This is a genomic window from Mixta intestinalis, from assembly GCF_009914055.1.
GTDB lineage: Bacteria > Pseudomonadota > Gammaproteobacteria > Enterobacterales > Enterobacteriaceae > Mixta > Mixta intestinalis.
Window position 1 is genome coordinate 1,948,790 of sequence record NZ_CP028271.1, and the last position, 22,397, is coordinate 1,971,186.

21 protein-coding genes and 1 other annotated feature are annotated in these 22,397 nt (G+C 46.8%); of the genes, 9 read left to right on the forward strand and 12 right to left on the reverse strand.

Annotated features, from left to right (window positions below; all coding sequences use genetic code 11):
* The first annotated feature begins 10 nt into the window (after positions 1–10).
* Positions 11–1,288, forward strand: coding sequence for an NAD(P)/FAD-dependent oxidoreductase (locus C7M51_RS09285; protein ID WP_160621529.1), 1,278 nt, complete (start codon positions 11–13; stop codon positions 1,286–1,288).
* Positions 1,289–1,299: 11 nt separating this feature from the next.
* Here the strand turns inward: C7M51_RS09285 and C7M51_RS09290 are convergent, their stop codons facing one another.
* Positions 1,300–2,124: an SDR family oxidoreductase gene (locus C7M51_RS09290; RefSeq protein ID WP_160621530.1), complete on the reverse strand. Its 825-nt coding sequence runs from the start codon at positions 2,122–2,124 to the stop codon at positions 1,300–1,302.
* 187 nt (positions 2,125–2,311) lie between these two features.
* Positions 2,312–2,433 (forward strand) — a sequence feature (His leader region).
* 44 nt (positions 2,434–2,477) lie between these two features.
* Here C7M51_RS09290 and hisG point away from each other — a divergent pair.
* Genes hisG through hisIE form a run of 8 tightly spaced genes read left to right on the forward strand, consistent with a single transcriptional unit; the run spans position 2,478 to position 9,535 of the window.
* Positions 2,478–3,377, forward strand: a complete 900-nt coding sequence (gene hisG, locus C7M51_RS09295; protein WP_160621531.1) for an ATP phosphoribosyltransferase — start codon at positions 2,478–2,480, stop codon at positions 3,375–3,377.
* Between the two features lie 4 nt (positions 3,378–3,381).
* A complete protein-coding gene (gene hisD / locus C7M51_RS09300) occupies positions 3,382–4,689 on the forward strand; it encodes a histidinol dehydrogenase (RefSeq protein WP_160621532.1) in 1,308 nt (435 codons plus the stop codon).
* The gene (hisC, locus tag C7M51_RS09305; RefSeq protein WP_160621533.1) at positions 4,686–5,774 is read left to right on the forward strand and encodes a histidinol-phosphate transaminase; all 1,089 of its coding nucleotides are present in this window, start codon (positions 4,686–4,688) and stop codon (positions 5,772–5,774) included. The genes hisD and hisC overlap by 4 nt, the downstream gene beginning before the upstream one ends.
* Positions 5,771–6,838: a bifunctional histidinol-phosphatase/imidazoleglycerol-phosphate dehydratase HisB gene (hisB, locus tag C7M51_RS09310; protein WP_160621534.1), complete on the forward strand. Its 1,068-nt coding sequence runs from the start codon at positions 5,771–5,773 to the stop codon at positions 6,836–6,838. Before hisC ends, hisB begins: the two co-directional genes overlap by 4 nt.
* Positions 6,838–7,428 carry an imidazole glycerol phosphate synthase subunit HisH gene (gene hisH / locus C7M51_RS09315; protein ID WP_160621535.1) on the forward strand — a complete coding sequence of 197 codons (591 nt, stop codon included), beginning with the start codon at positions 6,838–6,840 and terminating at the stop codon, positions 7,426–7,428. The genes hisB and hisH overlap by 1 nt, the downstream gene beginning before the upstream one ends.
* A gap of 3 nt (positions 7,429–7,431) precedes the next feature.
* Positions 7,432–8,169: a 1-(5-phosphoribosyl)-5-[(5-phosphoribosylamino)methylideneamino]imidazole-4-carboxamide isomerase gene (gene hisA, locus C7M51_RS09320; protein ID WP_160621536.1), complete on the forward strand. Its 738-nt coding sequence runs from the start codon at positions 7,432–7,434 to the stop codon at positions 8,167–8,169.
* Entirely contained in the window at positions 8,151–8,927 is a 777-nt protein-coding gene (gene hisF / locus C7M51_RS09325; protein WP_160621537.1) for an imidazole glycerol phosphate synthase subunit HisF, read from the forward strand. Before hisA ends, hisF begins: the two co-directional genes overlap by 19 nt.
* Entirely contained in the window at positions 8,921–9,535 is a 615-nt protein-coding gene (gene hisIE, locus C7M51_RS09330; RefSeq protein ID WP_160621538.1) for a bifunctional phosphoribosyl-AMP cyclohydrolase/phosphoribosyl-ATP diphosphatase HisIE, read from the forward strand. The genes hisF and hisIE overlap by 7 nt, the downstream gene beginning before the upstream one ends.
* Positions 9,536–9,581: 46 nt before the next feature.
* Here hisIE and wzzB read toward each other — a convergent pair whose 3' ends face one another.
* From wzzB to galF, 11 genes are all read right to left on the reverse strand, one after another.
* Positions 9,582–10,601, reverse strand: coding sequence for an LPS O-antigen chain length determinant protein WzzB (gene wzzB, locus C7M51_RS09335; protein WP_160621539.1), 1,020 nt, complete (start codon positions 10,599–10,601; stop codon positions 9,582–9,584).
* Between the two features lie 138 nt (positions 10,602–10,739).
* Positions 10,740–12,146 (reverse strand): NADP-dependent phosphogluconate dehydrogenase, encoded by a 1,407-nt coding sequence (gndA, locus tag C7M51_RS09340; protein ID WP_160621540.1) that lies wholly within the window; start codon positions 12,144–12,146, stop codon positions 10,740–10,742.
* A 151-nt stretch (positions 12,147–12,297) separates the two neighbouring features.
* A complete protein-coding gene (locus tag C7M51_RS09345; RefSeq protein WP_160621541.1) occupies positions 12,298–13,254 on the reverse strand; it encodes an NAD-dependent epimerase/dehydratase family protein in 957 nt (318 codons plus the stop codon).
* Between the two features lie 17 nt (positions 13,255–13,271).
* Positions 13,272–14,090, reverse strand: a complete 819-nt coding sequence (locus tag C7M51_RS09350) for a glycosyltransferase (protein WP_160621542.1) — start codon at positions 14,088–14,090, stop codon at positions 13,272–13,274.
* The gene (locus C7M51_RS09355) at positions 14,083–14,928 is read right to left on the reverse strand and encodes a beta-1,6-N-acetylglucosaminyltransferase (protein ID WP_160621543.1); all 846 of its coding nucleotides are present in this window, start codon (positions 14,926–14,928) and stop codon (positions 14,083–14,085) included. The genes C7M51_RS09350 and C7M51_RS09355 overlap by 8 nt, the downstream gene beginning before the upstream one ends.
* A 9-nt stretch (positions 14,929–14,937) precedes the next feature.
* Positions 14,938–16,161 carry an EpsG family protein gene (locus C7M51_RS09360; protein ID WP_160621544.1) on the reverse strand — a complete coding sequence of 408 codons (1,224 nt, stop codon included), beginning with the start codon at positions 16,159–16,161 and terminating at the stop codon, positions 14,938–14,940.
* The gene (locus C7M51_RS09365) at positions 16,158–17,363 is read right to left on the reverse strand and encodes an oligosaccharide flippase family protein (RefSeq protein WP_160621545.1); all 1,206 of its coding nucleotides are present in this window, start codon (positions 17,361–17,363) and stop codon (positions 16,158–16,160) included. Before C7M51_RS09365 ends, C7M51_RS09360 begins: the two co-directional genes overlap by 4 nt.
* 1 nt (position 17,364) lies before the next feature.
* On the reverse strand, positions 17,365–18,615 hold the full coding sequence (locus C7M51_RS09370) for a capsular polysaccharide export protein, LipB/KpsS family (RefSeq protein ID WP_160621546.1): 1,251 nt from the start codon (positions 18,613–18,615) through the stop codon (positions 17,365–17,367).
* An 18-nt stretch (positions 18,616–18,633) separates the two neighbouring features.
* Positions 18,634–19,683 (reverse strand): UDP-N-acetylglucosamine--undecaprenyl-phosphate N-acetylglucosaminephosphotransferase, encoded by a 1,050-nt coding sequence (wecA, locus tag C7M51_RS09375; protein WP_160621547.1) that lies wholly within the window; start codon positions 19,681–19,683, stop codon positions 18,634–18,636.
* A gap of 537 nt (positions 19,684–20,220) precedes the next feature.
* On the reverse strand, positions 20,221–21,234 hold the full coding sequence (galE, locus tag C7M51_RS09380; RefSeq protein WP_160621548.1) for a UDP-glucose 4-epimerase GalE: 1,014 nt from the start codon (positions 21,232–21,234) through the stop codon (positions 20,221–20,223).
* 47 nt (positions 21,235–21,281) lie between these two features.
* The gene (galF, locus tag C7M51_RS09385) at positions 21,282–22,178 is read right to left on the reverse strand and encodes a UTP--glucose-1-phosphate uridylyltransferase GalF (RefSeq protein WP_160621549.1); all 897 of its coding nucleotides are present in this window, start codon (positions 22,176–22,178) and stop codon (positions 21,282–21,284) included.
* Between the last annotated feature and the right edge of the window lie 219 nt (positions 22,179–22,397).

The following is a 22,397-nucleotide window of genomic DNA, read 5'->3' on the forward strand; positions in this document are numbered from 1 at the left end:
GAGAAGCGCCGTGGATTATATCGACAGTTATTACGCTGCAACGGTAAACCCGCATCAGCCCTGGCCGCAGCTGGATGGCTCGGTAACGTGCGACGTCTGTATTATCGGCGCGGGTTTTACCGGTCTCTCCTCGGCGCTGTTTCTTACCGAAGCGGGTTACGATGTTGTGGTGCTGGAGGCGGCGCGCGTCGGCTACGGTGCCAGCGGGCGCAACGGCGGACAGGTGGTGAACTCCTACAGCCGCGATATCGATGTGATTGAACAACGCTACGGCGCGGATGCGGCGCACATGCTCGGCAGCATGATGTTCGAAGGTGCCGATATTATCCGTGACCGTATCGATCGCTACGCTATCGCCTGCGACTATCGCCCCGGCGGTATTTTCGCTGCGCTGAACGCGCGCCAGATGCAGCATCTGCACCAGCAGCAACGTCAGTGGGAACGCTACGGCAATCACCAGCTGGAGCTGCTGGACGAACGCGGCATCCGGCGCGCTATCGCTACCGAGCGCTACGTGGGAGGACTGCTGGATCATCGCGGCGGCCATCTTCATCCGTTAAACCTGGCGCTGGGTGAAGCGGAGGCGATCCGGCGTCATGGCGGACGCATCTATGAACAGTCGGCGGTGAATGAGGTTACTTACGGTACGCCGAACCGGATAAAAACCGCATGCGGCGACGTCAGCGCGAAATATCTTATCTTCGCCGGTAACGCCTACCTGGCACCGGAGCTGGAGCCGCGCCTCAGCCGTAAAAGTATGCCATGCGGATCGCAGATTGTGACGACCGAACCGCTGAGTGCTGACCAGGCGCTGGCGCTGCTGCCGGACAACTACTGCGTGGAGGATTGCAACTATCTGCTGGACTATTTTCGGCTGACCGCCGATAACCGTCTGCTGTATGGCGGCGGGGTCATCTACGGCGCGCGCGAGCCGCAGGATATTGCAGCGCTGATCCGCCCCAAACTGTTAAAAACCTTTCCGCAGCTGCGCAATGTCAGGCTGAGCCACTGCTGGAGCGGCAATTTCCTGCTGACGTTATCGCGTATGCCACAGCTGGGCCGCCTGGATAAGCAGGTCTACTATATTCAGGGGGATAGCGGGCATGGCGTCACCTTTACCCATCTTGCGGGCAAGCTGGTGGCGGAAACTCTGCGCGGTGATGCCGAGCGATTTGACGCCTTCGCCCGGCTGCCGCATCTGCCGTTTCCGGGCGGGCGGCGCTTTAAGGTGCCGTTAACCGCTGTCGGTGCCGCCTGGTACGCACTGCGCGATCGGCTGGGCGTATAGATCCGCTGCCGTTAGCCGAGCGGCATACTCACCGGATCGGGATAGCGGTAGCGAAAGCCAAGCTCACGGCAGATCCTGCTGCCATCCACCAGCTTACCTTTCTCATCAGCGGCGGAGGCGAAGGTAGGCGGTGTCAGCCCCAACTGGCGAGCTACCGCCGGGTAAAACTGCTGCCGGGAGGGATGAGAAGGTGCACAGAGGTTATAGGTACGCCCGCCCTGCGGCGTTTGCAGCAGCAGGGTAATGGCCGCCACCACATCATCCAGATGCACCAGATTGACCCCATGTTCGCCATCGGGCACGGCGGTTTTCCCGGCAAGAAACCGTCCTGGATGGCGCTGCGGCCCAACCAGCCCTGCCAGACGCAGGATATCCACCGAGGTGCCCGGCAGATCGTGCAGCCAGTTTTCCAGCGCCACCAGCGTTTTTCCGGCGACGGTGACCGGTTGTAGCGGGCTGTCCTCCTGCATTATACCGTTACCGTTTCCATACACCGAGGTGGAGCTGGTAAAGATAATGCGCGGCACATTAGACGCCAGCGCGCTGTCGACCAGGTTCTGCACCGCGCGCAGATAGTTTTCACCTCCTTCAGCGGTGCGGCTGGCGGGTAGCGTCACCACCAGCGCGTCCACCGCCAGCAGCGCCGCCAGTTCATCTGCATCACACTCCAGTTCCGGCGTCAGAGCCAGCTGGCAGCCTTCGATACCGCACATACGCGCCGCCTCAACGCCGTCCGGGGTAGTTTTGCTGCCCGTCACCTGCCAGCCGCGCGCCGTTAGCGCCATCGCCAACGGCATCCCCAGCCATCCAAGACCTACAATCGCGACCTTTTTCATCCTCACTCCTGACGCATCTGCCTGATAATCTTTAAGGCTACGCCACCGTTTTAAACGTGACAACGTCGCCAGCGAAGAGATTACCGGCCATCGTGAAAAAACGGTTGCCAATAAAGTTTAACTCCGCTAGGTTAATTGACAGGCAAATGAATATACATGCAGAGAATTTTATGACACGCGTTCAGTTCAATCACCACCATCACCCTGACTAGTCTTTCAGGCGATGTGTGCTGGAAGACGTTCAGGATCTTCCAGTGGTGCAGAGCGCGAAATAGCCCCCGGAAGATCTTCTTCCGGGGGCTTTTTTTTGGCTGACTGCAACCGACAGGATAGATAACAAGAGGACTGGAGAGATGTTAGATAACACCCGCTTACGCATAGCTATGCAGAAATCTGGCCGTTTAAGTGATGAATCACGCGAGCTGCTGGCACGCTGCGGCATCAAAATTAATCTGCAACAGCAGCGCCTGATCGCCTTCGCTGAAAATATGCCGATCGATATTTTGCGCGTGCGTGACGATGATATTCCCGGCCTGGTAATGGATGGCGTGGTGGATCTCGGCATCGTCGGCGAAAACGTGCTGGAAGAGGAACTGCTCAACCGCCGTGCCCAGGGCGAGGATCCGCGTTATTTTACCCTGCGCCGTCTTGACTTTGGCGGCTGTCGCCTGTCGCTGGCGATGCCGGTGGGTGATAACTATAGCGGCGTCCAGTGCCTGCAAGGTTCACGTATCGCTACCTCCTATCCTCACCTGCTGAAGCAATATCTTGATAAGCAAGGCGTCTCTTTTAAATCCTGTTTGCTTAACGGTTCAGTAGAAGTGGCACCGCGCGCGGGCCTGGCCGATGCCATTTGCGATCTGGTCTCTACCGGCGCAACGCTGGAAGCCAACGGCCTGCGTGAAGTAGAGGTGATCTATCGCTCCAAAGCGGTACTGATTCAACGCGACGGCGAATTACCGGCGGCAAAGCAGGAGTTGGTGGATAAGCTGATGACACGCATTCAGGGCGTGATCAAAGCGCGTGAATCGAAATATATCATGCTGCATGCGCCGAGCGACCGGCTGGAAGAGGTTATCGCCCTGCTGCCGGGTGCTGAACGCCCTACCGTATTGCCGCTGGCGGGCGATCAAAGCCGCCTGGCGATGCACATGGTCAGCAGCGAAACCCTGTTCTGGGAAACGATGGAAAAACTGAAGGCGCTGGGTGCCAGTTCAATCCTGGTTCTGCCGATTGAGAAGATGATGGAGTAAGCTCATGAACCGCTTTGATACGCTGACAGAATGGCAGCTGTGCGATGAGGCACAGCAGCAGGCGCTGCTGACCCGTCCGGCGATTTCCGCCTCCGAGAATATCAGCCAGACGGTGCGCGCTATCCTGACGCGCGTCAGCGAGGCGGGCGATACCGCCCTGCGCGACTACAGCGCCGCCTTTGATAACATTCAGGTTGACGAACTGCGCGTCAGTCAGGCGCAGATCGCTGCCGCCGCTGACCGACTCGGCGATGAGATTAAACAGGCGATGGCCGCCGCCGTCGCTAACATTGAAGCGTTTCACCGCGCCCAGCAGCTGCCCGAGGTGGATATTGAAACCCAGCCAGGCGTACGCTGTCAGCAGGTAACGCGCCCGATTCGCTCGGTGGGACTCTATATCCCCGGCGGTTCAGCACCGCTCTTCTCTACTGTATTAATGCTGGCAACGCCTGCCCGCATCGCCGGCTGCCAGCGCGTGGTGCTTTGCTCACCGCCGCCGATCGCGGATGAAATTCTTTATGCCGCCCGGCTGTGTGGCGTGCAGGAAGTCTTTCAGGTTGGCGGTGCGCAGGCGATTGCGGCACTGGCTTTCGGTACCGAGTCGGTGCCGAAAGTGGATAAAATCTTTGGCCCCGGCAATGCCTGGGTGACCGAGGCCAAACGCCAGGTCAGCCAGCGGCTGGACGGTGCGGCAATTGATATGCCCGCCGGCCCTTCGGAAGTGCTGGTGATTGCCGATGAGCAGGCAACGCCCGCCTTTGTCGCTTCTGATTTGCTGTCACAGGCGGAGCATGGTCCTGACTCTCAGGTGATTCTGCTTACCCCTTCGCGCAAGCTGGCGCAGGCGGTAGCAGAGGCGGTCGAGGAGCAGCTGGCGCAGCTGCCACGCGCCGCTACCGCACGTCAGGCGCTGGAGAGCAGCCGCCTGATCGTCGCTCGCGACCTGCAACAGTGCGTGGAAATATCTAACCGTTACGGACCGGAACACCTGATTATTCAGACGCAGCAGCCGCGTGAGCTGGTGGATAAGATCACCAGCGCCGGATCGGTATTCCTCGGCGACTGGTCGCCGGAATCAGCAGGCGACTACGCATCCGGCACCAACCATGTCCTGCCTACTTACGGCTATACCGCAACCTGTTCCAGCCTCGGTCTGGCCGATTTCCAGAAGCGTATGACGGTTCAGGAACTGACGCCGCAGGGTTTCCTCAATCTGGCCTCCACCATTGAGACGCTGGCCGCCGCAGAACAGCTTATCGCCCACAGAAATGCCGTTACGCTGCGCGTCGCCGCGCTAAAGGAGCAAGCATGAGTGACACTATTACCCGGCTGGCACGCGCCAATATCCAGGCGCTGACGCCCTATCAATCTGCGCGCCGCCTTGGCGGCAAGGGCGATGTCTGGCTCAACGCCAACGAATATCCGCTGCCGGTGCCTTTTGAACTATCGCAGCAGACGCTGAACCGCTATCCCGAATGCCAGCCGAAACAGGTGATTGAACGCTACGCTGACTACGCCGGACTAACGCCGCAGCAGGTGCTGGTCAGTCGCGGTGCCGATGAAGGCATAGAACTGCTGATGCGAGCCTTCTGCGAGCCGGGAAAAGATGCCATCCTGTTCTGCCCACCCACCTACGGCATGTACAGCGTCAGCGCTGAAACCATCGGTATCGAATATCGCACCGTTCCCGCGCTGGCCGACTGGCAGCTGAACCTGCCAGCCATCGCCGCCGCGCTGGAAGGGGTTAAGCTGATCTATATCTGTAGCCCCAACAATCCTACCGGCAACCTGATCAACCCGGACGCTGTGCGTCAGCTACTGGAAATGACGCGCGGTAAAGCACTGGTTATCGCCGATGAGGCCTACATTGAATTCTGCCCGCAGGCGACGCTGACGGGCTGGATTGCCGACTATCCGCATCTGGTGGTGCTGCGCACCCTATCGAAAGCTTTCGCGCTGGCGGGTCTGCGCTGCGGCTTTACCCTGGCGAATGCGGCGGTAATTGATCTGCTGCTGAAAGTCATCGCCCCTTACCCGCTGGCGACGCCGGTAGCAGATATCGCCGCGCAGGCGCTGAGCGCCGAGGGCATCGCCCTGATGCGCAGTCATGTAGCAGAGCTGAACGCCAACCGCGACTGGCTCTCTGAAGCGCTCGCGAGTCTGCCCTGCGTCGAGCAGGTGTTTGCCAGCGAAACTAACTATCTGCTGGTACGCTTCATCGATTCACCGCGCGTATTTAAAACCCTGTGGGACCAGGGCATTATTCTGCGCGACCAAAACAAAAACCCAGGTCTTGCCGGCTGCCTGCGCATTTCCATCGGCACCCGCGACGAGTGCGAACGCCTGATCGTCGCACTACAGGCCCTGGCTGGCGTCGACACTATGGAGCAAGCATGAGTCAGAAAATCCTTTTTATCGATCGCGACGGCACCTTGATTAGCGAACCCCCGGAAGATTTTCAGGTGGATCGCATGGAAAAGCTGGCGTTTGAGCCGAACGTGATCCCAGCACTGCTGGCGCTGCAAACGGCAGGCTATCAGCTGGTGATGATCACCAATCAGGACGGCCTCGGCACCGCCAGTTTCCCGCAGACCGATTTTGACGGCCCACATAACCTGATGATGCAGATCTTCAGTTCACAGGGAGTGCGGTTTGATGAGGTGCTGATCTGTCCGCACTTGCCTGCCGATAACTGCGACTGCCGCAAGCCAAAAACAAAACTGGTAGAGGCGTGGCTGGCTGAAGGGGCACTGGATAAAGCCAACAGCTATGTCATCGGCGATCGCGCGACCGACATCGAGCTGGCACAAAATATGGGTATCCAGGGGCTGCGCTACAGCCAGGACGGGCTGGACTGGGAGGCGATTCGTCAGAAACTGACGCAGCGCGACCGCTATGCGAAGGTAAACCGCAACACCAAAGAGACGCAAATTGAGATTGAAGTCTGGCTGGATCGTGAAGGCGGTAGCAAAATTAATACCGGCGTGGGCTTCTTCGATCATATGCTCGACCAGATCGCTACTCATGGCGGCCTGCGCATGAATATCGAAGTGAAAGGCGATCTCTATATCGACGATCACCATACCGTGGAAGATACCGGCCTGGCGCTTGGCGAAGCGCTGCTGAAGGCGCTGGGCGATAAACGCGGCATCGGACGTTTCGGCTTTATGCTGCCGATGGATGAATGCCTGGCACGCTGCGCGCTGGATATTTCCGGACGTCCGCATCTGGAGTTTAAAGCAGAATTTAACTACCAGCGCGTCGGCGATCTCAGCACCGAAATGGTGGAACACTTCTTCCGCTCGCTCTCCTATTCAATGGCCAGCACGCTGCACCTGAAAACCAAAGGCAAAAACGATCATCATCGCGTGGAAAGCCTGTTTAAGGCCTTTGGCCGTACGCTGCGCCAGGCGATTCGCGTGGAAGGTAACACGCTGCCCAGCTCGAAAGGAGTGCTGTAATGAACGTGGTGATTCTGGATACCGGCTGCGCCAACCTGTCGTCGGTCAAGTCCGCCATTCAGCGCCTGGGCTATACGCCGCAGGTTAGCCGCGATGCCGATATCGTGCTGACGGCGGACAAGCTTCTTCTGCCCGGCGTCGGCACCGCGCAGGCGGCGATGGATCAGCTGGAAGAGCGCGATTTAATTGAACTAATAAAAGCCTGTACCCAGCCGACACTCGGCATCTGTCTGGGGATGCAGCTGTTGGCCAGCGTCAGTGAAGAAAGCGGCGGCATCAAAACGTTAGGAATTATCGATCAGCCGGTTATTCAGATGCCGGACTGCGGCCTGCCGCTGCCCCATATGGGCTGGAACCGCGTCACGCCGCAGGCGGGCCATCATCTGTTTCGCGGCATTGAAGAGGAGAGCTGGTTTTACTTCGTACACAGCTACGCGATGCCAATCAGCGCCTTTACTATCGCGCAGTGTCAGTATGGCGAGCCTTTCAGCGCCGCCATCCAGAAAGATAATTTTTATGGCGTCCAGTTTCACCCTGAGCGTTCCGGCAAGGCGGGTGCTCAGCTGCTAAAAAACTTCCTGGAGATGTAACGGATGATTATCCCGGCATTAGATTTGATTGATGGCGAAGTGGTGCGTCTGCATCAGGGAGACTACGGACAGCGGCGCGGCTATGGCAGCGATCCATTGCCACGCCTGCAAGATTATCAGCGTCAGGGCGCAGAGATGCTGCATCTGGTTGATTTAACCGGCGCGAAAGATCCCGCGGCGCGCCAGCTTGGGCTGCTGAAAACTCTGCTGGCGGGCGTTGAGGTGCCGGTCCAGCTGGGCGGCGGCATCCGCAGCCGCAATGATGTCGCCGCACTGCTGGAGGCGGGTGCCACACGCGTAGTGGTCGGCTCGACGGCGGTAAAACAGCCGGAAGAGGTACAGCGCTGGTTTAGCGAATTCGGCCCGCAGGCGATAGTACTGGCGCTGGATGTACGTATTGACGCATATAACCGCAAAGAGGTGGCGATCAGCGGCTGGCAAGAGGCGGCTGGCGTTACGCTGGAGCAGGTTATCGAACAGTACCTGCCTTATGGCCTGCAACACGTTCTTTGTACCGATATCTCACGCGACGGCACGCTGAGCGGCTCAAATGTGACTCTTTATCAGGAAGTTTCTGCACGTTTCCCGCAGATTGCCTTTCAATCTTCCGGCGGCATCGGCTCACTGGCGGATATCGCCGCCCTGCGTCACAGCGGCGCGCGCGGAGTTATCGTTGGGCGCGCCCTGCTGGAAAATAAATTTACGGTTTCGGAGGCGATTTCATGCTGGCAAAACGGATAATTCCCTGTCTTGACGTGCGCGACGGGCAGGTAGTGAAAGGAGTACAGTTTCGCAATCACGAAATTATCGGTGATATCGTACCGCTGGCGCAGCGCTATGCGGATGAAGGCGCCGACGAACTGGTATTTTATGATATTACCGCCTCCAGCGATGGTCGCGTAGTGGATAAAAGCTGGATAGCACGGGTCGCTGACGTTATCGACATCCCCTTCTGCGTCGCTGGCGGTATTAAAAGCGTTGAAGATGCCGCGCGCATTCTCTCTTTTGGTGCCGATAAAATCTCGGTTAACTCGCCAGCGCTGGCCGATCCCGAACTGATTACCCGCCTGGCGGATCGCTTTGGCGTGCAGTGTATTGTGGTTGGGATTGATACCTGGTACAACGAGCAGAACGGTAAATATCAGGTTAATCAGTATACCGGTGATGAAAAGCGCACCAGGGTAACCCAGTGGGAAACGTTGGAATGGGTGCAGGAAGTGCAAAGGCGCGGTGCCGGTGAAATTGTGCTGAATATGATGAACCAGGATGGCGTGCGCAACGGCTACGATCTTACTCAGCTACAAAAAGTCCGTGAAGTATGCAAAGTACCGCTTATCGCCTCTGGCGGTGCTGGCACTGTGGACCATTTTCTTGAAGCATTCCGCGATGCCAACGTCGATGGTGCCCTGGCCGCCTCGGTATTCCATAAACAGATTATTAATATCGGCGAACTGAAACGGTTCCTGATTGAACATGATGTGGAGATTCGCCCGTGTTAACAGAACAGCAGCTTTCCCGGCTTGACTGGGAGAAAACCAGCGGCATGATGCCGATCATCGTGCAACATAGCGTATCGGGCGAAGTCCTGATGCATGGGTATATGAACCAGCAGGCGCTGGCAAAAACCCTGAGCGAAGGTAAAGTTACCTTCTGGTCACGTACCAAAAACCGTCTCTGGACAAAAGGCGAAACCTCCGGTCATTTCCTTAACGTGATCAGCATTACGCCCGACTGCGATAACGATACGCTGCTGGTGTTGGCGCAGCCGATTGGGCCAACCTGCCACCTCGGCACCCCAAGCTGTTTCTCACCTACTGCGCCGGACTGGGCTTTCCTCTGGCAGCTGGAACAGCTGCTGGCGGCGCGTAAACAGGCAGATCCCGACAGCTCCTACACGGCAAAACTCTATGCCAGCGGCACCAAGCGTATCGCGCAAAAAGTTGGCGAGGAAGGTGTTGAAACCGCGCTGGCGGCTACGGTAAACGATCGCCATGAGCTCACTAATGAAGCTTCCGATCTGCTCTATCACCTGATGGTACTGCTACAGGATCAGAACCTCGACCTAAGTGCGATTATCAACAATCTGCGCGCACGGCATAAATCTTAAACAGCCTGGCGCTGCAACATACGCAGCGCCCTCTTCTCAGAGTTAATCAGACAGATTGCTTACGTTGCTTCCAGGAAAGAAACATATTTCTCCCCAGTACAATTACTGAGCCAACTATGCCACCCAGCAATACAGCAAGCACCAGTGTCAAGCCGCGCTTGGGGCTATCTCGATTAATAGGCAAATCAGGCTGCATAACATATCGAAATGATTGCAGATTATCAAACTGGATTTTTAAGTCTTTGATTAAACGTAAAGATCGCTGGGTGGCGTAATAGTTATCGTCCAGCGGCAACGGGCGAGTCGCCTCACTGGCAACCGCCGCACCTAATGCTCTGGAGCCCAAAAGGTATAACGTGTCATCTGATAAAAACTCCGCCTGAGTTAACTGTGATGCAATAATTTTAGATTTTTCAGCAATCTTCAATGCCTGTTTTAATTCATTAATACGTTGCTGCTTTTTATTTTGTGCAACTTCAACCTGTGAAGCCAGCGAGTCATTAAGCTCGCGTAGCTTTACCTGCATATTATGTTGAATATCAGCACCGTAGTCGTTCACAACATCATCATTAACTAACTTGATAAAATGGGTTAACTGTGCCTGTGCTTCTTTTGCCGTTTCGGCCGTAAAAGTTATCCTTAATGGTTCGTTTTGTCCGGGATTTACCGGCGCGATTTGCAGATATAGTGGGCTCTCCAAATTCTTTAAAGAACCAGAAAGTGCATAAAGAGAGGCGCTAAAACGACTAAACAATTGGCGCTGTAACTCAGCCACACTTGGCTTATCCTGCGGCGTTTGTGAGTACAATACACTAAGCGCAGCATTATAGTTTGCCACCTGCCCCGCGCTAGGCTGGGTTACAATTGCTTCGGAAATCCATTTTTCTTTAGCGAAAAACAGATAGCCTGTAGCAAAAATCAGAAACAGAATTATTGTAGCAATAATCGTTTTTTTGCTATTCCATAACTGCATTACAACATCCATCAGATCCAAATCATCATCATTGTTATAAAAGGTCTGATGGATTAAAGACTGATCTGAAGCTACCTTATCTTTTACATTCATGTTTCCGACAGGTCCAACTAAGTAAATGAAACGCAAATTAATAAACACCAGAAGAAAATAATAGCAGAGGTTGCGCAGAGAGTTATCTGAAAATAATAAAAAAACCCCCCGATGGGAGGTTTTTTCAACAACCTAACTTCAGTCAAGCCATTCGGTATGGAAGACGCCATCCTTATCGATGCGTTTGTAGGTATGCGCACCGAAATAGTCGCGCTGCGCCTGGATCAGGTTGGCTGGCAGCACAGCGGAGCGGTAGCTGTCATAGTAGGCGATAGCCGCAGAGAAGGTCGGCGTTGGGATACCGTTCTGCACCGCCCAGGAGACCACATCACGCAGCGCCTGCTGGTACTCATCGGCGATATTTTTAAAGTAAGGCGCCAGCAGCAGATTCGCGATATCCGGCGTATCTTTATACGCGTCAGTGATTTTCTGCAGGAACTGAGCGCGGATAATGCAGCCTGCGCGGAAAATCTTCGCAATTTCACCGTAGTTCAGGTTCCAGCTGTACTCATCGGAAGCCGCTTTCAGCTGGGAGAAGCCCTGCGCATAAGAGACGATTTTCCCCAGATAAAGCGCGCGGCGCACCTTCTCGATAAATTCTGATTTATCGCCGTTGAAGGATTGAGCTGTCGGACCGCTCAGTACCCTGGAAGCAGCCACCCGCTGAGATTTCAGGGAGGAAAGATAGCGGGCAAAAACGGACTCGGTGATCAGTGATAGCGGCTCGCCCAGATCCAGCGAACTTTGGCTGGTCCATTTACCAGTGCCTTTGTTTGCCGCTTCATCCAGAATGACGTCAACCAGATAGTTGCCCTGCTCATCTTTCTTCGTAAAGATATCTTTGGTGATGTCGATCAGATAACTGCTTAACTCACCCTGGTTCCACTCGCTGAAGGTCTTCGCTAACTCTTCGTTGCTCAAACCCAGCGCATTTTTTAGCAGAGAATAAGCCTCAGCGATCAGCTGCATATCCCCATACTCAATACCGTTATGCACCATCTTCACATAATGGCCAGCGCCGTCCGGACCGATATAAGTCACGCAAGGTTCACCTTCGGCACGCGCGGCGATTTTATCCAGAATCGGCGCAACCAGCTCATAGGCTTCTTTCTGTCCCCCGGGCATAATTGATGGCCCTTTCAACGCGCCCTCTTCACCGCCTGATACCCCAGTGCCGATAAAGTTGAAACCTTGTTCAGAAAGTTCTTTATTGCGACGAATAGTATCTTTATAGAAGGTGTTACCGCCATCAATCAGGATATCGCCTTTATCCAGATGAGGAGTCAGTGAAGCGATAGTTTTGTCAGTCGCTTCCCCGGCCTGCACCATCAGCAAAATGCGGCGTGGTTTTTCCAGAGAATCGACAAACTCTTCAATGCTGTAATAAGGTACAAGTTTTCTGCCCGGATTTTCGGCGATAACTTCATCAGTCTTTTCACGCGAGCGGTTAAAAACGGATACGGTATAACCACGGCTCTCAATGTTGAGAGCCAGGTTACGCCCCATCACTGCCATACCTACAACGCCGATCTGTTGCTTAGACATTATCTACTCCTGTCTGTTTAAAACCACTATAATACCGACTTCTTTAACAAATAAACTTAGCAGCTAAGGCGTTACATGCTACCTTGATTTTTAAGAACGAAGGTAGCAATAGGTGTGATCAAACTCATTAAGCGCTTAAAATTCAACCAACTCAGAATTTGGAAAATTCATTTTTTACAGTATCTGCGATACCCTTTTCGAGCGAAACAGGTGGAATAAAATCATAACGACCTATATTTTTTGAACTAAACTGTGTGCGTGCGCAAAATTTTTTAACACGTATACTGCTTACAGGAAATTCACGTCTCATAATTTTAGATAGCAAATCAAAAACATATCCACCGAGTAAACCAATAAAATAAGGTATTCTGATATTACTTTCTTTCTTACCTAAGGAACGAGTAATGATAGTTGTCAACTCATTCATTGTGTAATCAGGTTTGTCAATATAATTGATAACGTGATGTCCGGGTTGAAAGTTAACTGCATGTTCAATAAAGGCAGAAACATTTTCAACATAAGCCATCGATTTTTTATTGTTACCTGAGCCTATCATTAAAAATTTTCCAGAGGCAATTTGTCGAAAAAGGTTATAAACGTTACCACGGTTGTTTTCACCAAAGACTACTGTTGGACGTATTATAACTAGCTTTTTGTTAGAGTCATTGCCAATCCAATTATTATATTCAATTTCTGCCTGTAATTTAGATATGCCATAATGGTTAAATGGATTGTATGTGCCAGTTTCATCCGTTTCACTTTCAACAAAACCATAAACAGCTACTGAAGAGGTAAATATAATATTTTTTATACCCAACTCTTCTGCAACCTTACAAATATTTTTGGAACCTTCAACATTGACATCATAATAAAGGCTAACCGGCGAAACGTTATCTTTATGTTCAGCAGCCAGATTAATAATAGTCGTAACACCAACAAGATGTTCCCGTAATTCATCAATAGATAAAATATTACAGTATCGCGATAATTCTGGAAATGCTTGACTTTTTTTAATATCAAGTATAATAAAAGATACTTCCGCCTTCGAGAGTCTATTAGCAAGCCGACTTCCAATGAATCCGGCGCCGCCAATTAGTGCTATAGTCATAATTTCCTCGAGTTAAATTAGTTTCTTATTTTAGTATATAATAATTTCAATATAGATGTAGGTAAGAGACGGGGTAAGCTACGCAGTAAAAATATTTTTACCATAGTTATATTGTCAGTTAAACCTACATCCTTTTTTAACCTTGCAAGTTGCCATTCACTTTTAACATACTGAAGTCCCTTTCGCCTTTTTAACATAGCATCCCCTGCCCTGGCATAAACTAAAACTTGATCTACATTTCGTCCCTTAAATCCTGAGCTTAATAAACGGATCCATAAATTATAATCTTCCATAAATAAATGATGTCGGTATCCACCTATCTCTTCAATAACTTTCTTACGAAACATAACTGTCATATGATTAAAGGGATTTTTCAATCTACAAAAACGAATAATATCTTCATTATCTAAAGGAACTTTTCTTAATCCTGTTTGCTGTTCTATGATGGAATTAAATTCAGCAATATAGCCGCCATGAATTGAAAGCATAGGATCTTTCTCGAAAGCTTCTAACTGTATTTCAAAACGCTTAGGTAAGCAAATATCATCGGTATCCATACGTCCAATTAAATCATAATTGCAATGCCTTAATCCCTCGTTCAGTGCCTTTCCTAACCCCACATTTTTATTTAGCTGAATAATATCGATATTTAATTGATCCATCCATTTATGGACTACCATATTCAACTCATTACTGATATTCCCATCATAAACAATCACAACTTGTGCGGGTAAAATCGTTTGTTCTGCTAAGCTAAGCAGGCATTTATCTAAGTACCCAGGGTTCTCCTTATAATATAAGGACATAAGCACACTATATTGTATATTTTTATTCATGTGAATTTCTTAAATATTTTATTGAAACATCTTGGTTTACTTTTCGAACAAACCAGCATTCATTTTTCTTTGCTATATTACTAATATCATCATAACTCAAATAATTAGGGCTATTTCTCGCATTTAACCAGTGCACATATCTTAAATTATAATTAGTTATTTTTTTTTCTAATCCTACGCGCTTAGCCATAATTTGAAAAAAATGCTCGTCAGAGCATAAAATTTTATCAAATTCTTTTATAACTGAATCAGTACTGGCAGCAATAATTTTTTCTAGTTCAGGACGCTGAATGGATAACCACTGTGAACCAAATAAATATTCATCTTTATCTATTTTTGCCTTTGAGAAAAGGAAAGGTAAATACCTAATCGCCTTAGTAATTAATTTTCCTAATAAAACACGTTGTAACGGTGTATCTGCATGCGGAGCTTCACGCCTTAAACGCCAACATTGCCTACTATGGCTAATGCATTCCATTAAGATTCCATTATGATATTTTTCTTTCCATTCTCTAACCATTAACTCAAAGGACTTAACAGGTAAACACTCAGAACTCATGACATGGAAATAGAAGTTCTTTTCACACAACAATGACTGTTTTAAAGCAGATAAAGTAGCCTTCACCAGGCTGTTTCCTCCCCAATTAACGTCATATCGTTCGGTAACCAAAAACAAATTATTATTATTTTTTTTTGCATTCAATAAATCATTAAAAAACTTCTTTTGTTTCAAATCCGCATGCACATAAAAGTTAATATCATTGTAAATTTTACAAATGTAATTTATATACTCGGCATTTTTATGAGCAAGAATTATTACAGCGACTTTTTTAACCATATATAACCTCTAACTAAAAAAAGGCGAAAAGAAAATAAAATTTTCAATTTCCCCGGCATAATATGAAGGGTTATATTTAAATGTGCCCCCCAGAGAAACAAAAAAGAACAAAAACAAAATGGGTAAAACCGTAAAATTCATTATTGTAAAATTAGGCTGACTTTGACAGAAACGATATATAAACACAGCAAAGAAGCGAGCAACGACTAAATAAAACCATATCATAGTAGGGTAATAAAGACGCTCCACTGCTTTTGGAACACTAGAAACACTCAGACTAATGAAACAATAAAATGAAAGAAACAATATCATGTATAAAAGCAACTTATCTGTTTTGAATAAGTAAAATTTTATATTTATGAATAATAAGACTATTGCAACCATCATTATTCGATAGGATGCAGTAGTACCGAATGATAGCCCTTGCCAGGTTAAATAAAACTCTATTTTATTAGCAACCCCATTAATTAAATAAGGTAGTAGCACTCTTAGCGGATTCATGATAACTGATAATAAAGCTGAAATAAGCAAGATATTAATGATTAATCTGATATTAATCTTTCTGAAAAAAATTATTCCGGCCAAACCTGCAAAAACTATAACTCCCGTCCCATGCGTTATTAAAGCCAAAGTAGCCCATACCAGTGCAAGTATATTCTTACCTTTCGTTATTGCCATTAAGCCTAATAAAGAAAAAGACATAACCCATGCTTGCCGCAAATAATTGCCATATAGATTCCAAAAACTCATCGAACAAATAAAAAGCAGACAAAAAAAGCCCAAAAATAAAGCATTAATCCTTACATTTTCTAATTTATTATTTTTTAAATATAAAGCTTTTGAAAAAAAAATAACCAGAGGTAAAAAAGATATTATGGATGCTATAAAAATATATTCTTTCCCATCATTGGTCAACGGATAGATGATCGAAGATAACAACCAGAATAAAAAATCAAAAACATTATCATTCCATGAAGGAAATTTATTATTAGCCAGCGAGCTAATATAGCCTGCAAAATCATCATTGCCTAATCCAATTTGTTTTTGAGCAACGACCAGTGAGAAATAGATCAAGAAATTAAACAAGATCAGATTATATGTTAATTTATATCTGATTGGATAAATAACCAAAAATATCGTTATCAATAAACAGCTAACTGTTGGCAAGAAAAAAGATAGAGCTATTAATAATAGCAATAAAATAAACTCTAATCTCGCATCCTGGAAGATCATATTTTTTCATCCAAAAAATATTCTTTATATAAATAGATGACAATCATCGTCATAGCCAAAAAAGTCTCCGTTATTATCAGCGTATTAACTGCTCCATACCACGAAAACAAGCTAGAGAGAATATAAAGCAAGCTAAGGTTTAATAGTGCACCTAAAAAAAGCAAAGTAGAAAAAACTATGTTCATATCATTCGCTAAAAGATAATTAACGCCGATCATCCCACTGATTGCCATAGGAACCAATGCCCATGATATTAAAACGAAAATGCTCCCATCTTCAGCATTCTGTAACAGAATTGTGGCTATAAAATCAGATGATAAAATTATAACCAGCACTGCCAGCAAAGAACTTATAATCAATAAAACCAATAATTGATTAAATTTCTTCATTTGTTTTTTCTGACAAAAATAAGGATAAGTAGCTTGTTGAAAAGCAAAAAATATTGAGTTTGCTGCTCTGATTAACTTATCTCCAACAGCATAATATCCTAGAGCAGAAGGTGTTAATGTATGAGCTAATACAATTAAATTGACTTGAGATAATCCAGCACTGGAAATTCTTGAAATAAAAATTGCTAACCCATCAAGATATTTCTCTTTAACTTGCGTTATCTTTACAGGAGTGATTTTTATAGAAAATGCCTTTCTTATATAAAAAAACATACAAAAAGAAGCTAAAAGGGTTATTAATCCATAAATAAAGAAAGCTTTACCACCAGACAGGGAAATACCCAAAAATGAGAATAACAGCAATACAAATAAGTAAGTCACATTTAAAAAGAGAGTATTAAATATTAAATACTCCATTTTCTTTAGTCCCTGAAAAACGTATATAGGTATTAAAACCTGTGATATTGAGTAAACCAAGACTGAAAAAATATCCCAAAAAGGATAAGATTTTAGAATGGCTATAATAATACCGGGCGGCAAAATTATTATAAAAATAATAATTTTGCAGAAAAGGAAAACGGAAAAAAGTTTATTTCTTTCTTCTGGTATATGGGTCCGTGCCAGATCCCTGCTAGCCGTATAGTCAAAACCGTAATTAATAAATGTAGCAATAATATTCGCAGTAGCAAAAAGCACAGCATAATGACCGTATTTAACTAACCCCATATTATTGATCAATAAAGGGATGATTAATAAAGGAAAACCCAGGGTTAGAACCTTTACTATTGCCATAGAAAAAATAGCTTTTAACATTTTATTTTTTCATCTTAGCAATACTTACGATCTTATCAAAGACTTCATTTTTCAAGGGAGAAGGCGAAAATATATCTATATCAATGAGCCAATGGTTAATGTAATAATTCATTTTATAATCATCCTGCAAGTATTTATAAAAACTTAGACCAAGAAACTCTACATGTTTGCCAAGTAATATAGCTTCCAATCCTACAGTAGAATTGATCACGATGACTTTTTGAGAATTTTTTATAAGCTTGAAAGTATTGTCGTCACTTAATAAAAAATTTTGCTCTTTTTTCAAACCGATAATTATATCTATTACTTTACTATCAAATTCAGCTGGGTGAGGTTTTACCAATAAAGGGATCCCATCCTCTTTTGCAATTTGCATTGCTTTAATTAATGCCTGCTTTACATCCACATGAGAATGTAATTTAACCTGAGAGTCGCTAAATACCTGTAGAGGAAAAAAAATATAATCTTTACATTTAATTTCTTTTTCTAACCAAGGCAACCAAGCACTTTTATCTATTTTTTTAACTATTTTATTTTTATTAGATAATACATCTAGTAACTTAAGCTTTTGATATGAGCTTACCTTAGTTAAAAGTTCGCATGCCCCATAGATTCGATGAATAATATTTTTTTTATGAGAAAATGATTTAACCTGGGGTACTGTATGATCTTTTAGCTTTTCATAACAATATTCTTCTCTCCATTTATCAAAACCCTCGACATTTTTAGCTTGTGAAAAATCAATTTTATTATTTTTCAATAACTCATAAAATAATGAACTAGCATTCGAGCCTTCAGGATCAAAAAAAACTTTTCCTTCTATATTAGCAAGTTCTGTAAAAACCGTATAAACTTGTTGATATTGTGAAGCATAAAACTTGGCAACCTTATCAAAAACATGCAAGCCATTACCGCCAAAAATTACAACCTCCTCTGTACTTCCTTTTGCTGTTTGTTCAATCAAAGCCGCATAAGTTGATGATGCTACTTTTTGTGCAGAACTCACTGTTAAAAACGAAGCGATAACATCAATACTATTACTTAACTCTTTATTGCTTATTATATTTAAAAAACGCAAGTCATCGTAAACCAGAAGAGAATCTTTTTTAAACCCCAACCTTATTAAGCTTTTGTAACATGCGATAGAAAAGCATAAAAACTGACTCTTTATTCCATATTCATGTGCCTTTTCTTTAAGGCGGGCATACAACTTTACTCTTAAATCATCATGTAATAAAAATATAAATCTCATGATATAACCTTTAGATAATTATCTATTTTCCTTCATTATTTTGCATTGCTTACTGCTTTTCAAAGTATCTTTATTACACCATATAGAATATAAAAATGATAAAACAAGAAATAACATTAAAGCCAGCATCTGATTCGTATTAATTTTTTCTAAAACAATACCGAATAAAGCCAACATAAATGAAATTGTACATGCAGTTAAAAGCGCCTTAACAGGCTTCATATTCCGGTTAAGTAACAGATGGTGCAAATGCTCCCGATCCGGTTTAAAGGGACTGTCCCCTCTTCGTATGCGAACAATCATCACTCGTATCATGTCCATTAAAGGAACAGCGATCAGCCAGAGAGCTGTTACTGGCTGCATTACGGCGTCTTCGCCTTGTGTAGCTACGATCAACAGCCAGATAACGGTAAACCCTATCAGCGTGCTACCCGCATCTCCCATAAAAACCTTAAACTTACGGCCCCATGGAATGCCCAGATTAAGCAGGATATAGGGTAAGCATGCCACCATTAAACATAAACACCATAGCGCCATACTATCCCTTCCCCCCATCCAGAATACAACCGCTAGTCCCGCAAAAGTAACGGAAGACAGAGCCCCCAACAGGCCATCAATACCATCAACCATATTGAAGGCGTTAATAGCGCCGACTACGGCTAATAGCGTAATGCCGTAACCTAATACGCCTAGCACCAAATCATATCCAAACAAAATATTGCCTAGCGAATAGAGGTAAAGACCGTTATACATCATGATTCCAGCCACTGATGCCTGTAGAGCCATGCGCGGCATGACCGGCAAATCGAACTTATCGTCCAGCACACCTACGACGATAAGCAGTGTAGCGCAAATCATATAGATTGAAGAGTCAGGTAACCACTCAGGCTGCAGGAAGTAAATGATCCATAGAGAAAGGTATATAGATACACCACCCACTAAAGGTATGTGACCGCTATGCTGCTTTCGTGCATTAGGTTTGTCAACTAACCCAACCCTCTTGGCTATCTTGCGAGAGAGAAAAAGCAGCGCTAGCGCGCCCAAAAAAACAAGCACGATTTCTTGCATGTTTACACCAGTGTTGAGATTGACTATAGATACCTGCAAATGCCCACGCTACCGCCCCTGGCTTTAAGCAACCAGATGCTTCAACGGCTCAGTATCTAAACAAGCATAGTCTGAAAGAGCAATGCGGTAATTTTTTATACAACGTTAGCGTAACCGCTACTAAAGTACACGAGAATCTGACTATTCTCATACCATCGTTGTGTGCAGACAAGCTTAGAATCAGTTATTTAGCGAGTAATGTATGCGCTAAACGTTTTCTGATAGGCTAATTGTTTGCTAAGCAAGCAACTCGCTTAAAATATAAGCTCCTGTTCTTTCCCCCATCATGGCGGCATTACGTTATTGATTCGCCCCAAGGGTTTAATATTCTTACCGCTCGCTTTCGAAGGCAATTCCTGTTCGTTTATCTGTTATTTACCTGGCATCTAAATAAGAAAAGGCTTCTGTTACCAGAAGCCATAGTCACCTTTCGGTATTATCTTGCACATATGAATATTCTTAATATATTCATATCTTTACTGATTCAGATAAAAAAGTCTAACGGTACCCTTTAGGATTCTTTGACTGCCAGTTCCAGGTATCGCGCATCATGTCATCGATACCACGAGTGATACGCCAGTTCAACTCCTTATCTGCCAGCGAAGCATCCGCCCAAAAAGCAGGCAAATCGCCATCACGGCGCGGCTTAATTTCATAGGGCACAGGCTTACCAGACGCTTTTTCAAACGCTTTTACCATCTCCATTACGGAGTAACCTTTACCCGCACCGAGGTTGTAAGCTTTATAACCCTGCATATTTTCTAAGTGGTCAAGCGCTTTAAGATGTCCCTCTGCCAGATCGACGACATGGATATAGTCGCGCACACCCGTACCATCTTCCGTGTCGTAATCATCGCCAAAAATACCCAGTTTATCCAGACGACCAATAGCAACCTGAGCAATATAGGGCAACAGATTATTTGGAATCCCATTCGGGTCTTCACCGATTTCGCCAGACTCATGGGCACCCACTGGATTAAAGTAGCGCAGTGCAATACCTTTGAATTGGCCGTCAGCTTTTGCATAATCTTGCATCACCTGCTCTACCATTAGCTTTGAGGTGCCGTAAGGACTTGTAGTACCGCCAATCGGTGTCGTTTCGACGTAGGGAACCGGCGCGTTAGCACCATAGACGGTAGCAGAAGAACTAAAAATAAAGTTAAAGACGCCTGCATTACGCATCTCTTCCAGCAGTACAACCGTGCCGGACACATTATTTTCATAGTATTCCAGCGGCTTACGGGTGGATTCGCCTACTGCTTTCAGTCCGGCAAAATGGATAACGGCAGTAATCGAATTACTGGCGAAAATATCACGCAGGCAAGCACGATCCAGAATGTCACCCTCAACGAAGGTCGCTTGTTTGCCAGCCAGTTTCTCAACACGACGGATCGACTCACGTGAAGCATTGCTGAGATTATCGATTACCACCACGTCATCACCGCGCTGCAACAGCGCCAATACCGTATGAGAGCCGATATAGCCCGCTCCGCCCGTTACCAGGATAGCCATGTGAACTCCTTTGTGCCGCACAGAGTACGGCGAAAAATGATGAGGAATTATTTTGCCAACAATTGCTTGATCGCGTCGCGAAACGCTGTGCCCTGCTGGTTATGGCGCAGACCATAGGTAACAAATGCCTGCATGTAGCCCAGCTTACGCCCACAGTCAAAGCTGTTACCTGTCATCAGGCAGGCATCCACAGGCTGTTTCTTGCTAAGGCTGGCAATCGCATCCGTTAGCTGAATACGTCCCCAGGCCCCCGGCTCTGTCTTTTCCAGTTCAGACCAGATATCGGCAGAAAGAACATAGCGTCCTACCGCCGCCAGATCGGAATCCAACTGCGCCGTGTTCTCCGGTTTCTCCACAAAGCTGGTAATGGTACTGACGCTACCCTCATTCTCCAGCGGTTCCTGCGTAGAAATAGCAGAGTACTCAGAAAGATCGGCCCCCGGCATATGTTTTGCCAGTACCTGACTGCGACCCGTTTCTTCAAAACGCGCGACCATCGCGGCAAGATTATAACGCAGGTGGTCAGCAGTGGAATCATCCATAATGATATCAGGCAGCACAACAACAAAAGGATTGTCGCCGATCATCGGACGAGCACATAAAACGGAGTGCCCCAGGCCCAGCGGCTGCGCCTGGCGTACGTTCATAATTGTCACGCCCGGCGGACAAATTGACTGTACTTCACTTAATAGTTGACGCTTTACTCGTTGCTCTAACAGTGCTTCCAGCTCATAAGTGGTATCAAAGTGGTTTTCAACGGCGTTTTTAGACGCGTGTGTAACCAATACAATCTCCTTGATGCCTGACTTTACAACCTCATCGATGATGTACTGGATCATCGGTTTGTCAACGATCGGCAGCATCTCTTTAGGAATGGCTTTAGTAGCAGGGAGCATATGCATTCCGAGGCCCGCAACGGGGATTACTGCTTTAAGCTTAGTCATAATTTTTCCATGTATGATGTGACGGCATTATTTCGATTATGCAATAAAGGCATGATCGTTAAGTATAATCTTATTCTGAAAATTTTCCTGCTGTTTGTATAGCGGTGCTGATTGTAAAACCAACGGATAAATCAAATAAATAAATTTTTTTTAGTCACAATCTGAATTTAGGGACACGGCATTTTACTGTTGCTCTACACATCTACGGTAAATAACATC